The 13,074-nt window shown below is 70.1% G+C and carries 14 protein-coding genes; 9 read left to right on the top strand and 5 right to left on the bottom strand.

What is annotated here, in order from left to right; genetic code table 11:
* The 7 genes from ABZE72_RS00900 to ABZE72_RS00870 form a co-directional block, all read left to right on the top strand.
* Window positions 1-388 (top strand): hypothetical protein (locus tag ABZE72_RS00900; protein WP_372727123.1); only part of this gene is annotated, 388 nt, incomplete at its 5' end.
* A 71-nt stretch (window positions 389-459) separates the two neighbouring features.
* A complete protein-coding gene (locus tag ABZE72_RS00895) occupies window positions 460-624 on the top strand; it encodes a hypothetical protein (RefSeq protein WP_372727122.1) in 165 nt (54 codons plus the stop codon).
* 74 nt (window positions 625-698) lie between these two features.
* Window positions 699-1,154 carry a PA2169 family four-helix-bundle protein gene (locus ABZE72_RS00890; RefSeq protein ID WP_372727121.1) on the top strand — a complete coding sequence of 152 codons (456 nt, stop codon included), beginning with the start codon at window positions 699-701 and terminating at the stop codon, window positions 1,152-1,154.
* Window positions 1,155-1,235: 81 nt separating this feature from the next.
* A complete protein-coding gene (locus ABZE72_RS00885) occupies window positions 1,236-1,502 on the top strand; it encodes a hypothetical protein (protein WP_372727120.1) in 267 nt (88 codons plus the stop codon).
* 11 nt (window positions 1,503-1,513) lie between these two features.
* Entirely contained in the window at window positions 1,514-1,954 is a 441-nt protein-coding gene (locus ABZE72_RS00880) for a hypothetical protein (RefSeq protein WP_372727119.1), read from the top strand.
* A 21-nt stretch (window positions 1,955-1,975) separates the two neighbouring features.
* Window positions 1,976-2,941, top strand: coding sequence for an oxidoreductase (locus tag ABZE72_RS00875; RefSeq protein WP_372727118.1), 966 nt, complete (start codon window positions 1,976-1,978; stop codon window positions 2,939-2,941).
* 22 nt (window positions 2,942-2,963) lie between these two features.
* A complete protein-coding gene (locus ABZE72_RS00870) occupies window positions 2,964-3,512 on the top strand; it encodes a TetR/AcrR family transcriptional regulator (protein ID WP_372727117.1) in 549 nt (182 codons plus the stop codon).
* A 17-nt stretch (window positions 3,513-3,529) separates the two neighbouring features.
* On the opposite strand, the gene ABZE72_RS00865 is transcribed toward ABZE72_RS00870, so the two are convergent.
* The gene (locus tag ABZE72_RS00865; RefSeq protein ID WP_372727116.1) at window positions 3,530-4,270 is read right to left on the bottom strand and encodes a FliA/WhiG family RNA polymerase sigma factor; all 741 of its coding nucleotides are present in this window, start codon (window positions 4,268-4,270) and stop codon (window positions 3,530-3,532) included.
* A 1-nt stretch (window position 4,271) separates the two neighbouring features.
* Window positions 4,272-4,760 carry a hypothetical protein gene (locus ABZE72_RS00860; protein ID WP_372727115.1) on the bottom strand — a complete coding sequence of 163 codons (489 nt, stop codon included), beginning with the start codon at window positions 4,758-4,760 and terminating at the stop codon, window positions 4,272-4,274.
* Window positions 4,761-4,883: 123 nt separating this feature from the next.
* Between ABZE72_RS00860 and ABZE72_RS00855 the strand changes: the two genes are divergently transcribed.
* Window positions 4,884-5,228 carry a hypothetical protein gene (locus ABZE72_RS00855; RefSeq protein WP_372727114.1) on the top strand — a complete coding sequence of 115 codons (345 nt, stop codon included), beginning with the start codon at window positions 4,884-4,886 and terminating at the stop codon, window positions 5,226-5,228.
* 44 nt (window positions 5,229-5,272) lie between these two features.
* On the opposite strand, the gene ABZE72_RS00850 is transcribed toward ABZE72_RS00855, so the two are convergent.
* A complete protein-coding gene (locus ABZE72_RS00850; protein WP_372727113.1) occupies window positions 5,273-8,251 on the bottom strand; it encodes an EAL domain-containing protein in 2,979 nt (992 codons plus the stop codon).
* 257 nt (window positions 8,252-8,508) lie between these two features.
* Between ABZE72_RS00850 and ABZE72_RS00845 the strand changes: the two genes are divergently transcribed.
* Window positions 8,509-10,089 (top strand): diguanylate cyclase domain-containing protein, encoded by a 1,581-nt coding sequence (locus tag ABZE72_RS00845; protein ID WP_372727112.1) that lies wholly within the window; start codon window positions 8,509-8,511, stop codon window positions 10,087-10,089.
* A gap of 1 nt (window position 10,090) precedes the next feature.
* Here the strand turns inward: ABZE72_RS00845 and ABZE72_RS00840 are convergent, their stop codons facing one another.
* The gene (locus ABZE72_RS00840; RefSeq protein WP_372727111.1) at window positions 10,091-11,347 is read right to left on the bottom strand and encodes a DUF1501 domain-containing protein; all 1,257 of its coding nucleotides are present in this window, start codon (window positions 11,345-11,347) and stop codon (window positions 10,091-10,093) included.
* A gap of 5 nt (window positions 11,348-11,352) precedes the next feature.
* Entirely contained in the window at window positions 11,353-12,948 is a 1,596-nt protein-coding gene (locus ABZE72_RS00835) for a DUF1800 domain-containing protein (RefSeq protein WP_372727110.1), read from the bottom strand.
* Window positions 12,949-13,074: the final 126 nt, after the last annotated feature.

The raw sequence follows: 13,074 nt of genomic DNA, 5'->3' as shown, positions 1-13,074 counted from the left end.
GTGGTTGATCAAGACCATGTGCCCTCCCAACTACCCGGACATGGCAGCGGCCGTGGACGCGGTGGTCGCCGACAAGTTCGGGCCGCACGGCATCTACGCCGACGAGGCGCTGTTCGCCCGGATCTACCGCGGGGAGTTCGGCGCGAAGTACCTGGCCGAGGCCGAGGAGTACGGCGCGGACGTCATCGCCTGCACCCGCGACATCTGCACCTACATCCACCAGACGCACGGGCGGTTCCCGGCCCACACCGAAGCGATCCACGTTCCCGGGGTGTGGCTGCAGGCGCACCACGTCGAGGAGGGCTACTACGAGCGGTTCTTCGAGCGCGGGCTGAGCCAGACCCACCGTGCCCACGACGCCGTCTGGCACGACGGGCGCCGACTGTGATCTTGGGCACGAGAGGTGGGATTCGCTCCTCGACGCGTTTGCCGCCGGTCGGGCCGGGTACTCCCGCACGCATGGAAACGATGCCCATCTACGACTCCGTGGTCGAGGATCTTGCGATCGACCCGGACTCCGGTGACACCACGGTCGCCCCCGAAGCTCGCCCCCACGCGCCGGCGAAGACCGCGTCGAAGTCCCGGACCGGGCAGAAGAACAAGAACACGTCCACGCCCGCCTGATCTCCGTGCCACGATGAGGCACCGGCCCCGTCCCCCGGGGGCATCCAGCTCGAACCGACGAGAGGCTGCCTTCGATGTCGAACGACGAGCAGTGCACCCAGGAACTGGTCCGCACCCTCGAGGACGGCAAGATCGGCTATGCCGCCGGGGCCGAGCACCTCGCGCACCACGGGCACGAGGAGCTCGCTGAGCTCTTCGAGCGTTACAGCCGGCAGCGCGAGGCCTTCGTCACCCAACTGCGCGGTGTGGCCGGCGACCATGACGAGGAGATCGACCAGTCGGGCACGCGGGTGGCTGCGGTCCACCGCGGCTGGATGGCCCTCAAGGACCTGGTCTCGGGCTCCAGCCCCGACAGCGTGCTGTCGTCCGCGATCCAGGGCGAGGACCACGCCATCGAGATCTACCTCGAGTCCCTCGGCCAGGAGCTGTCCGAACGCCTGCGGACCCTCGCCGACCTGCAGCTCGACGAGATCCGGCTGGCGCGCGCGGAGCTTGCCCGCCGGATGACCCATTCGGACCCCTCCCACTGACACCGACGGGTCATGGACGCCGGTGCCGCCGCGGCGTATCACTGGACCAGGATCACTCGCACTCACTCGGGAGGTGCCCTCATGGAGGGACGAGCAGACTTCAGGTTCGTGGTCGACGGCGTGGAGCTCTCCAACGCCCAGCGGGCCAAGATCGGTTCCGCGATTCAACGGGCGGGCCTGCAGGCCCTCACCGACGCCAAGGTCGAGATGGAGTCCCCGGTTCTCTTCGGGCAGAACCACCTGAAGCTGAACCCGGAGTGGTACGGCATCTGGGTGCTGACCGGAGACCTCGCCGACAGGTTCGGCCCGCGGATCGAAGAGGTCGTCCAGGACCAGTTCCGGCGCTGACCGTGGCCGGGATGCACGCCCTTCCCGACGGAGCCTGTGGCCGGATGTGCCCGAGCACGTCGGTGGAGAACGCAACGGTCTTCCTCGGCATGATCGGCAGCGGAGGCCGGGTCGCGTACGTGAGCCCGGCCGTGCCGCTGTCCCGGGACGACATCGAGGCGCTGCCAGCCGACGAGAGACGTCCCCTCGAGGCGCAGTACCGGTTCGCGGGCCCGTGCGTGGAGTCCGAGTGCGGCCACTGGTCAGGCAGCCACTGCGGGCTGGGAGAGCTGATCGCCGACGCCGGCGAGGCGGCAGACCTGGCGGGGGAGTCAAACGGTGGTCCGTCGGGGGAGCGCCTCGCGAAGTGCGGGATCCGTCCCCAGTGCCGGTGGTACGCCGACCAGGGTGCCCGTGCCTGCCGAGCGTGTCCCCGGGTGGTGACCGACCTGCGGGTCGCCGTTCCGGGCTAGTGAAAACGTCCTCTAGACTGAATGAACATTCAGTCAGAGGAGATGCACATGGCCTGGACCCAGCACGACATTCCCGACCAGAGCGGCCGCACGGCGGTCGTGACCGGTGCCAACGGGGGACTCGGCCTGGAGACCGCCAAGGCACTCGCCGGAGCCGGCGCGCACGTCGTGATGGCGGTGCGCAACCAGGAGAAGGCGGCCGAGGCGGTGACCGAGATCCGGGCTGCGCATCCGGACGCTTCGCTGGAGCTCGTCCCGCTCGACCTGGGCGACCTCTCCTCGGTGGCGCAGGCTGCCGAGAAGATCGTGGCGGATCACGACACGATCGACCTGTTGGTCAACAACGCCGGGGTGATGGCGATGCCGGAGCGCCGTACCGTCGACGGCTTCGAGATGCAGTTCGGCGTGGACCACCTGGGCCACTTCGCGTTCACGGCCCACCTGTTGCCGCAGCTGCTGCGGGCTCCTGCGGCGCGCGTGGTGACCGTGACGAGCACGGCGCGCTTCCTGGGCGGACCGGTCAACCCCGCGAACCCGCACCTCGAGGGCAACTACGGCGCCTGGAAGTCCTATGCCCAGGCCAAGATGGCCAACTACCACTTCGGCCTCGGTCTGCAGCGCGCGTTCGAACGAGCCGGCGTCACCGCGCAGAGCCTGATCGCCCACCCGGGCCTCTCCAACACCGACCTGCAGGCGCACACCGTCTCCCAGGGCGGCGGGGGATGGGCCGGGCCGTTCTTCCACAAGCTCACGATGCGGATGGGCATGCCGCCGGCGATCGGGGTGCGCCCGCAGCTGCGGGCCGCGACGGACCCCCGGGCCCGTGGCGGGGAGCTCTACGCGCCGATGTTCGCGAGCAACGGCGCGGCCGTTCGCCGGCCGATCCTGCGCCGCTTCGACGCCACGAAACGGATCAACGAGCTCTGGGTGGTCTCCGAGCGCGAGACGGGGGTGACCCTCGACGTCGTCGCCGCCCTCGACAGGTGAGGCCGGGGCGGCAGCGGTGAGCATGGATCGGGCAGCGGCGGTGCGCGGAGCACTGGTCCGGCTCGTCGCCGAGCACGGCTTCCACGGCGCCTCGATGGCGTCGGTGGCCCGAGCGGCCGGTGTCGCCACCGGCACCGCCTACGTGCACTACGCCTCGAAGGAGGCGCTGGTGCAGGCCACCCACCTGGAGGTGAAGACCGAGCTGATCGCTGCCGCGGTCGCGGGCGTGGGGGTGTCCCTGCCGCCGCGTGAGCGGTTCGACCAGCTCTGGCACGGCGCTCTCGACCACCTTGTCGCCGACCCCGACCGCGCTCGTTTCCTGGTCCAGGTCGAGGTCTCGCCGTTCGCGCAGGTCGCCCACGACGCCGGGTCGGGCACCCCGGCCGAGATCTGGCTGGCCTCGCCCGCGCTGGCCGACCTGGTGGCGCACCTGACGGCCCTGCCGCTGCCGCTGCTGTTCGACCTCGCGCTGGGGCCGGTGGTCCGGCTGGTGGCCGCCGAAGGCTGCGTCGACCCGGCGATCAGACCGCTGCTCGCCACGGCCTGCTGGCGTGCGGTGACCGACGGCTGAGGTCGGGCCGCCGAGCCTCAGGCGTCCGAGCCGGCGAGTGTGCGCCGCAGGGTCATCGTCGCGCGGCTGTGCAACTGGCTGATCCGCGACTCGGTGACCTGCAGCACCTGCCCGATCTCGGCCAGCGTGAAGTGCTCCCAGTAGTAGAGGGCGACCACGATCTGGTCGCGCTCGGGCAGGCGGCGTACGGCGTCGAGGAAGCCTTCCGGCAGGTCGTCGCCGAAGTCCGCGTCGGCGATGAGGGAGTTCGGCTGCGATCCCTCGTGCAGCTCGAGGGCGTCCGAGCTGACCACCTGCGTGTACGACGTCTCGGTGTACATGTGGCGCAGCTGGTCGACGCTGAGCTGCAGCTCGGCCGCGACCTCGTGGTCGGTGGCGGGCCGATCGAGCCGGCGCTCGAGGGTGGCCTGGGCCATGTCGATGCTGCGGATCTTCTCCCGGACCGCCCGGGGCACCCAGTCCGACGACCGCAGCCCGTCGACCACCGCTCCCCGGATCCGCTGGGTGGCGTAGGTCTGGAACTGTAGACCCCGGTCGAGCTCGAACTTCTCGATGGCATCCATCAGGCCCATCACCCCGTCCGAGAGCAGGTCGTTCTGGTCGACGTGGGAGGGCATCCCCGAGCGCAGACGCCCGACGACGTACTTCACCAGCGGGGTGTAGTGCAGGACCAGGTTGGCGCGGGCCTCCTGGTCGTTGTCGTTCTTGAACGCTGTCCACCAGCGCACCACGGCGTCGTTCGACGCGATCGAGTCCATGTCAGCGCTCCGACGGGATGACGGAGAGCGCGGCGCGGGGGTCGTCCCGGTAGCGGTTGATCAGCTCCTGGGTCGCCTCGTCCAGCTTCTCGTGCACCGACCGCCGGTGCTCGGTCAGAGCTCGCTCGGCCTCGCGTAGCGTGGCGAGCGCGGCCGCCACCTGGTCGGGGTCGTCACGGTCGGGATCGGTGTCGAGGACGTCGGCGAGGTCGGAGATGCTGGCGAGGGTCTCGGTGGGGATCCGGACCAGGGCTCGCCGTCCGCCGCTGCCGGGGCCGGGATCGCGCAGCACGCGGACGAGGTCCTCGGTGCTGAACTTGCTGGCCGGGCTCAAGCCGGCCTCGAGCAGGTCGATCTGGGCGTGGATGAGGCGCCGGCGGTACGAGACGCGGTCCTCCTCGGTCTCGAGGGCGGACCGGTACCGCCGGAGGGCTTCACGGTCGAGATCGGCCAACCGGTTGCTGCTTGCGTGGTCCCCCGAGCTGGTCATGGCCCGACACTATCCCCGAAAGAGAAGGCGTGGCCCTCAAGTTCGGGACTCCCGCGACCGAAGAAGTCTGCATCTGGTCGGCGAAGCTCCATCTCGCCGGTTCCAACTCTCATGGAGGCTGTCATGTTCGCCGAGTTCTTGCTGCTGGGAATGGTCTGTTCCTTCGTCGTCATCCTGCTGACGTCGACGCCTGCCGACGACGAGAAGCACTGGGACCGTGACCGCACGCTCGGGTTCGGCCGAGGCCGACGTCGCCGGGTCGACTCGGTGGACATCGAGACCCTCCTGCTGGAGAAGATCGACTTCGATCCGGCCGCACACCTGGCTCCGGGCCCGCGGCGCGAGAACAGCGAACTCGTCCGGGTCAGCCGGGAGACCGACGAGTCATACCGATCCATGGACCTCATCGCCTTCCTCAACGGCACGCCCGCCGCTGACCGGAGCACGCCCGAGTACCTGCGCGCTTGACCAGACACCTCCATTCCCCCCCGGGACTTCGGCCGGCTCCTGACTCAGGGGGCCGGCCGAAGGAACGTCTCGACGAACTTCTCCAGCTCGATCGGCTTGCCGATGTGGTACCCCTGGGCGAAGTCGACGTCCTCGGCCTCGATGACCTCCATGATCGAGTCGTCGCAGACGAACTCGGCGATCGTGCGCTTGCCGAGGCCGTGGGCGATGCCGACGATCGCGTGCACGATGGCCCGGTCGGTCGGGCTCAGGTGGCAGGTGCTGACGAACTCGCCGTCGATCTTCACGTAGTCGAAGATCAGGTGCTTGAGGTAGTAGAACGAACCGAACCCGGCGCCGAAGTCGTCGAGGGCGAAGCGACACCCGAGCGCTGTCACCCGCTGCGCGAACGCACGCGCGGCTGCGATGTCGGCCACGGCGGCGGTCTCGGTGATCTCCAGGACCAGACCGGTCGGGTCGACGTCGTGGTGGTTGAGCGCCGCGATCAATGTCTTCTCCAGCCGGGTGTCACCGATCGACTTGCCCGAGACGTTGACCTCCAGGTGGAAGGTCGGCTCCAGGGTCTGCAGACGCTTGAGGATGCCCAGGGACTTGTTGAGCACCCACTCGTCGAGCTTCTTGATCAGGCCCGTGTGCTCGGCGACGTAGAGGAACCTGCTCGGGTAGACGAGCGTCGGACCGTCGGCGAGCCGGAGCAACACCTCGGCGCCGGTGACCCGACCGAGCTTCATGTCCCAGATCGGCTGGAGGTGGAGGGCCAGGTCGTCGTTCTCGATGGCCCGCTCGATCCGGGTGTTCCAGGCCATCCGGGCGCCCACGCGCGGCAGGTCGAAGAGCTCGTAGTCCAGCAGGGCCCACCGGTCGCGGCCGGCGTCCTTGGCGTCGTACATGGTCATGTCCGCGGCGGCGAGGAGGTCGCCGGGGGAGCTGTTCCGCTCGTCCACCATCACCACGCCGACACTGGCGGTGATGTCACGGTGGTTGCCCTCCAGCGAGCGGGCGTACTCCCGGACCTGGTTGATGACGGTCTCCGCGACGAGCTCGGCCCCTGCCCGGTCGGTCTCCCGCAGCAGGACGGCGAACTCGTCGCCCCCCAACCGACACACGACGTCGGTCCCGCGCACCGTGCTGCGCAGCACCGAGGCGACCGAGACGATCAGCTCGTCGCCGGCGTTGTGGCCGAGCGTGTCGTTGATCTCCTTGAAGTGGTCCAGGTCCATCAGGAGCAGGGCGCCGCGATACCCGTAGCGCCGGCAGTACTCGAGGTGGCTGCCGAGCTCGACGGAGAAGCGGCGGCGGTTGACCAGCCCGGTGAGGGGGTCGTGCTCGGACATCTGCGTCATCTGCGACTCGAGCCGGTAGCGCTCGGAGTTGTCAATGACGTTGACCAGGACCTGGTCCGGCTCTCCTTCGGTGCTGCCCAGCAGGATGCTCGACAGGCCCACGTGCACGATCCGGTCGTCCGCGGTATGCAGGGTCCACTCGGCGGTCGAGCGTCCGCTCGGGGCTCGCAGGACGTCGCTGAGGTGCTGGGAGAGCACGTTGTCATCGGAGGCCTCGAGGCTGGCCAACTCGACTCCGAGCAACTCGTCCTCACTGCGCGCGGACAGCAGGGCGAACGACGGGTTGACGGCGGTGACGAAGCCGTCGGTGTCGAGCAGGACGATCCCGTGCGGGGCGTCGAGGAAGAGCCGTTCGGCCCGGTCACGGGCTCGGACGATCTCGCGCTCGCGCGCCCGCTGCTCGCTGATGTCACGAGCGGCGATCATCACCTCGGGTTCGGCCTCGGGTTCAGGTGGCAGTGGGCTGACCCAGACGTCGTGCTCGTGACCGTTGACTGTGGCCGTGATTTCGCTGCGACCGTCGATCCCTTCCTGCAGGGCGTTCACGACCAGCGGGGTGAGGGCCTCGACGTTCTCCGGGTTGATCACGTCGGCGAGCAGTCGGCCGGTGACCTCGCCCATCCCGGAGCGCAGCGCGCCGGCGCCGGCGGACATCCGCACCCGCATCTCCCCGTCCAGCACGAGCACGGTGGTGTCGGGCAGGTGTTGCATCGCGATGCGCCAGCGGGCCTCGGACCTGCGGAGCGCAGCTCCGGCGGCGACCTCCGCCGTGGCATCGATCGCGACCCCGAGGTAGCCGCACACCGCGCCCGCTTCGTCGGTCAGGTCGGTCACCACCAGGCGCAGGTGTCCGTGGGCGCCGTCCTTGCGCTGATAGCCCCATGTCCGGGCCGGCTCCTGGAGGCCGGCGAGCTTTTGGATGACCGGAAGGCCGGGGGGGACCCCCAGGCTCGCCGCGACGCGCGCGACGTCCGCCGACGCCAGGAAGGAGTCCGGCGTCGTCTTCCCGATCACCTCGCTCGCGGAGTAGCCGGACAGCAGCTCCGCCCCGCGGCTGAAGCTGGTGATGGTGCCCTCCGCGTCGGTGGAGATGATGGCGCTGAGGGTGGCCGCCTCCATCACCCTGCGCAGCTGGGCGGAAGCCGCGTGCTCACGTCTCCGGCGCTCGTGGAGCTCCCGCACGACTCCGTGGACGACCGGCGTCACCACGAAGACGAGGGCGCACAACCCCAACGCCGTGACGAGATGGTGCGTCTCGAACCCGCCCGGACCGGCCAGGGCGAACGGCAGCAGGAGTGCCACGGCACTGAGCACACAGGCGATGACGAGATGGATGCGTTGTCCGAACAGGGCCAGCCACAGCAGAGGAAGAACGATCAGCGGCGCGACCGCCAGCGTGGATCCGGTTGCGATGAATTCCAGAGCGAACACCCCGGCGAAGAAGAGCCAGGATCCGACCGGATCCAGGGCGCTGCGACGGGGGCGTCGTACGGCGATCGCCTGGACGACGACTGCGGCGACGAATGTGCCGAGCGCGAGCGCGGGCAGGGCGCCCTCGAGTCGCGAGGTGGGCACACCCAGGGCGCTGATCAGGACGACCGCGATGATGAGGAACGGCAGCAGGGCGCGCAGCGTCGGGCGTCCGTCGTCCACGCCGGACTCGAAGGCGAACTTCGCCATTGCCCCACCCCCCGTCGGATCGCCGCGGGAGTGCTGGTGCTGCGCTCGGCAGCGCAGGTGAGCACGGGACCGCGCGTGAACCTCCTCCAGACTACTCACCTGAGCGAGGGCGGCGGGGCCGGAACGCTGGACCGGTCCGGCCGGGCGGCGGGTTCGGCTCCGTCCGGGGGTCGGCGGCAGTATCGTGCTGCGTCGAGCAACCCGGCTCGATCGCGTCCTCAGTCGAGTCACCTCGGTACCGCCAGGCGGGAGAATCCATGAATGCCTGGCTGAAGGTTGCCTCCGTCGTCTTCCTCGGGACCATCTACGCGATGGTGCTGTGGCTGTCGACCCCAGACCCGAGCACGATGGCCTCCCTGACCGGTGGTGGGCAGCTGTTGGCGGCCCTGGCGGCCGCCGTGGTGTGTGCGCACGTCGTACGACGGACGACGGGGTACCAGCGCTGGACGTGGACGTGGTTGGCGCTCGCGGCGGCCGCCTGGGCCTTCGGCCAGGCCCTGTGCACCTTAGAGGCTGCCCTGCCGTTCGCCGTCGAGGACGTGAGCCAGGTCGGGTTCATCGGTTTCCCGGTGGCGGCGACGATCGGCCTGACCGTCTGGCTGCGCGGACAGCCGGGACAGCTCGGGGTGCCGATCCGCGACCTGCTCGACGGCCTGATCATCGGCGGGTCGCTGGTCACCCTCGCCTGGGTCACCACGCTGTCCTCGGTGGTGGAGCGCGAGGCCGGGATGGGCGGATCGCTGGCGGTGTCCCTCGTCTACCCGATCGGGGACATCGGTGTCGCGACGCTCGTCCTCATCGCGTTCATCCGGGGCCGGGCCGCCGACCGCACGACCTTGGCGATCCTGGCGCTCGGCCTCATCAGCCTGGCGCTCTCGGACAGCGTCCGGGTCTACTACGCAAGCCTGCCGGGGGACCCCTCGTCGGCGCTGGTGAGCATCGCTGCGTTCCTCGGGTTCCTGCTCCTGGCGGTGGCTGCCTCGACCGTCAGCGTCGACTCCTCGGCCCAGGGGCGTTGGCAGACCCGGCGCCCGGGGCACGCGCTTCGCCCGTCCCCCCTGCTCCTTCTCCTTCCCTACGTGCCGTTCCTGGTCGCGGTCGGGACCCTGGTGCTCCAGGTCGCTCGCGGACAGGGGTCGCCCACCGACGAGATCGCGCTCGGCATGACCCTCCTGGTGCTCGTGCTGGTGCGCCAGTTCCTGGCCATGCTCGACAACGAGCGACTGCTGTCGGAACTGCTGGAGACCCGTGACCTGCTCAAGCACCAGGCTCTGCACGACAACCTGACCGGGCTGGCGAACCGGGTGCTCTTCGGCGACCGGCTGGACCGGGCGCTGATGCAGCCCGGCACGCACGTCACCGTGATGTTCTGCGACCTCGACGACTTCAAGCGGGTGAACGACGAGCTCGGTCACGAGGCGGGGGACCGGCTGCTCCAGACGGTGGCCGACCGGCTGCTGGACTGCGTCCGGGCCACCGACACGGTCGCCCGGCTCGGTGGCGACGAGTTCGCGATCCTTCTCGAGGCAAGCAGCGAGGAGACCCGGGTGGCCCAGCGCATCGTGGCGGCGGTCCAGGAGCCGCTGCTGCTCAACGGCCAGGAGATCCACCCCTCGGTCAGCGTGGGTGTCTCGCGACACCTCGGGTGGGTGGAACCGATCGTGGAGCGGCGCGCGGGCAACGCGCGGCGGGGTGTCCCGGCGCCGGTGTCGGCCGCCCCGGACTCCGGGGCCCGTGAGACAACAGCCCGCGCCCTGTTGCGGCGGGCGGATGCGGCGATGTACATCGCCAAGGGTCAGGGCAAGGGGCGTTTCGTGATGACGGAGGACCTGACCTGAGTCAGATCCCCTTCATGACGCCGACCTGCTCGCGCACGAGCCCCGGGAAGACGGCGCTGCTGGAGGCGCCGAAGCGGGACTGGGCGATCTCGGCGAGCACGTTGCGGTAGTCCGTGGTGACCATCAGATCCGCGTCGTGGTCCGTGCTCAGCCCGGGCCACCTGGCGTAGTAGCGGCCGCCGTTCACGCCGGCACCGGCCACGAACATCACGTTGCCGTAGCCGTGGTCCAGCCCGTAGTTGGCGTTCTCGCGCACCCGGCGACCGAACTCGCTCACCGTGACCAGGGTGACCTTGTCCCCGAGGAGCCCGAGGTCGCGGTAGAACGCGGCCACGGCCGCAGCGAACTCCCCGGCATTGCGCTTCATGCGTCCCCAGTCCACGGTCCCGAGGTCGCTGTGGTGGTCCCAGTCACCCTGGTCGACCGTGAGGACCTCGACCCCCACGTCTCCCCGGATGATCCGGGCGACCGCCGCCAGAGCACGCCCCAGCTCGCAGTCGGGGTACATCGCCGCGTTGCGGGGGGTCTCGTCACCCTCGCGAACCGGACCGAAGTCGTCGACCGCGGCGAAGGTGGTCCGCATCGCGCGTCCCAGCGCGGTCGGGTTCTTGTCCCACATCGCCTTGAGCGAGCGGCGGCGACCGCCGCTGTCGTACTTGTCCTCACCGGGGATGGCCACGCGGTCGAGGTCGCCTCCCGACATCACCGGCTGGGGGCCGGCCAGGGAGGTCGGCAGACCACCGAGCGAGTACGAGAAGCCCTGGAGCGGGTTGCCGGTCGGGTGGGTGCCGATGAGCCGGTTCAGCCAGCCTTCGCGCTTGCTCGAGCCCGGGGCAGCGTCCTCGATCTCCTCCATCGCGGCGAAGTGCGAGCGGTTCGGTGCTGCCAGGCCGGTGGCGTGCACGGCGGCCAGCTTGCCCTGCAGCCACATCGGCACCAGCGGGGCGAGCTCGGGGTGCAGACCGAACTGGCCGTCCTTGACCAGGAGGCGGTCGGAGGGGATGGCGAGTCGCGGCCGGGCGTCGTAGTAGGCGCGCTCGGCGTGAGGAACGACAAGGGAGAGGCCGTCGGCGGCGCCGCGCATCGACACGACCACCATCACGGACCTCGCGGGCGTGGGTGCTGCGGCGGAGGCGCGCACCACGGCGGAGCCGAGGATCGTCGTCGTGCCGGCCATGGCCAACGCGCCGCGCATCAGGCCGCGCCTGGAGACCGCGGCGAACTCGTCACAGCAGGCACGGGGGGAGGCGTCGCTCATCGTGGTCACCTGGTGAGGAAGTAGGGGGAGTCGAGGAAGGTGGTCAGCAACCGTGGCATCTGGTACCGGACGAGGGCGTGCTGGCGGGTGATCCGCTCACGGGGTCGTACGTCGACAGCCGCGCAGCAGGCCTCCAGCAGCTCGGCCGTCGAGCGCCGGTGCAGCAGCTCCTGCGAGAGGTGGTCGACGAGTCTGTCGAAGCGGATCGGGTACGTCGGAACCCAGGCGCGGTGCTTCCGGTACCGCACACCCTCACGCGGCCACCAGGTGCCGGAGAGGGCGTAGTGGGTCTCCATCGAGCCGAGCAGGCGCGAGGGGTTGGACCAGGTCTCGTTGTCGATCGGCTGACCGTCGGGGGCCGGCCACTCGAACGGCATGGCGCCCATGTTGTCGGCCTGCCAGAGCATCTGGTTGGCCGCGTCGGATCCGGACTTCGGGGCCAGCAGGCGTACCCGCAGCGCCCGGTAGGTGCTGACCAGGTCCTCACCCGGATCCTTGACCTTGGCCCCGGTGGAATCGGCGAACTCCGGCGAGGCGATCAGCGCCCGGAGCACCGGCGCGATCCTGGTGTCGTTGTCGAGGTAGACCGTGGCGAGGCGGTCGACGAGGGCCTGGGGCGGGTTGTCGCGGACGAACTTCACGGCCAGGCGGCGGGCGATCCGCTGGGCCGTGGCGGGGTGGTGCGCCAGGTAGCCCAGGTAGCGCCGGGTGAGCTCGCGACCGTCGGCCGCCGCATTGGGGTCGCTGAACCCCATCACCCTGACCGGTCCCCGCCAGTGGTTCTCCGCCACGTAGCGCGGAGCCCAGGTGCCGCGGATGTCGCAGGTCCAGCCCGTGAGGATCCGGGCGCTGCTCTTCACGTCGTCCTCGCCGTAGTTCCCGCGGCCGACCGTGTGCAGCTCGAGCAGCTCCCGGCCGAGGTTCTCGTTGGGGGCCTTGGCGGTCGAGACGGCGTTGTCCAGGTAGAGCAGCATCGCCGGGTGCGTAATGACCGTGCCGAGAAGGTCCTCGAAGCTGCCCAGGGCGCGGGCCCGGATGGCGTCGCCGTAGGCCTTGCGGTGGACGAAGTGGTCGTTGCCGATCGCGGGAACGTTGAAGTGGTTCTCCCAGAACTCCGTCATCACCTCGAGGAGCTGGCGGCGGGTGTACATCCGGCGGGTGAGCACCCAGCGCTCGTAGGACAGCATCACCTGCGAGCCCCGCAGGCCCCCGTTGCGCGAGCGGACCCAGAGGTCCTCGGGGCCTCGCGAGAGCTCCGGCCACCAGGCGTCGTAGCGCCGCATCTGGGAGTCGTTGATCCGGTCGGGGGTGAGCTGCTTGTCGAACCACTTCTGCCACCCGCCCTGCTTGCGTACCTGGGCAGCCAGCGCCGGCGTGATCCCGTAGGAGAACCGACTCAGCACCAGCCGGCCCCGGCGGGTGAGCATCCGCTTGCCCCGGTAGCGGGCCGGGCGGTACCGGGCGGCCTCGGCCGGTGCCGGTACGGCGAGGGCGGCCACCGCGCCACCGACGCCCACGGCCGCCGCCTGACCGAGCAGCGTGCGTCGGGAGGTGGCGGGGGCGACCTGGTCGGGGGTGACCTGCTCGGGCGTCGCGGACATAGGGGGCGGGCACTCCATGCGCTGAGCGACAGCGCTCCGACGGCGGGGGACGCGGGACCGGTTGGTCCATACCAGGCATGTCGGTCGCCGTGCGCCCCGACTTGAGGGGGCACCCGTAACGGTCGG

This window comes from Nocardioides sp. (assembly GCF_041600255.1).
In the GTDB taxonomy this organism is placed as follows: Bacteria; Actinomycetota; Actinomycetes; order Propionibacteriales; family Nocardioidaceae; genus Nocardioides.
This window is presented reverse-complemented; position numbering and strand designations above follow the sequence as displayed.

Bases quoted from the DNA above. Each gene is read 5' to 3' on its own strand.
- ABZE72_RS00895 (WP_372727122.1), top strand. From the start codon at position 460: ATGGAAACGATGCCCATCTACGACTCCGTGGTCGAGGATCTTGCGATC.
- ABZE72_RS00890 (WP_372727121.1), top strand. From the start codon at position 699: ATGTCGAACGACGAGCAGTGCACCCAGGAACTGGTCCGCACCCTCGAG.
- ABZE72_RS00885 (WP_372727120.1), top strand. From the start codon at position 1,236: ATGGAGGGACGAGCAGACTTCAGGTTCGTGGTCGACGGCGTGGAGCTC.
- ABZE72_RS00880 (WP_372727119.1), top strand. From the start codon at position 1,514: ATGCACGCCCTTCCCGACGGAGCCTGTGGCCGGATGTGCCCGAGCACG.
- ABZE72_RS00875 (WP_372727118.1), top strand. From the start codon at position 1,976: ATGAACATTCAGTCAGAGGAGATGCACATGGCCTGGACCCAGCACGAC.
- ABZE72_RS00870 (WP_372727117.1), top strand. From the start codon at position 2,964: ATGGATCGGGCAGCGGCGGTGCGCGGAGCACTGGTCCGGCTCGTCGCC.
- ABZE72_RS00865 (WP_372727116.1), bottom strand. From the start codon at position 4,270: ATGGACTCGATCGCGTCGAACGACGCCGTGGTGCGCTGGTGGACAGCG.
- ABZE72_RS00860 (WP_372727115.1), bottom strand. From the start codon at position 4,760: ATGACCAGCTCGGGGGACCACGCAAGCAGCAACCGGTTGGCCGATCTC.
- ABZE72_RS00855 (WP_372727114.1), top strand. From the start codon at position 4,884: ATGTTCGCCGAGTTCTTGCTGCTGGGAATGGTCTGTTCCTTCGTCGTC.
- ABZE72_RS00850 (WP_372727113.1), bottom strand. From the start codon at position 8,251: ATGGCGAAGTTCGCCTTCGAGTCCGGCGTGGACGACGGACGCCCGACG.
- ABZE72_RS00845 (WP_372727112.1), top strand. From the start codon at position 8,509: ATGAATGCCTGGCTGAAGGTTGCCTCCGTCGTCTTCCTCGGGACCATC.
- ABZE72_RS00840 (WP_372727111.1), bottom strand. From the start codon at position 11,347: ATGAGCGACGCCTCCCCCCGTGCCTGCTGTGACGAGTTCGCCGCGGTC.
- ABZE72_RS00835 (WP_372727110.1), bottom strand. From the start codon at position 12,948: ATGTCCGCGACGCCCGAGCAGGTCACCCCCGACCAGGTCGCCCCCGCC.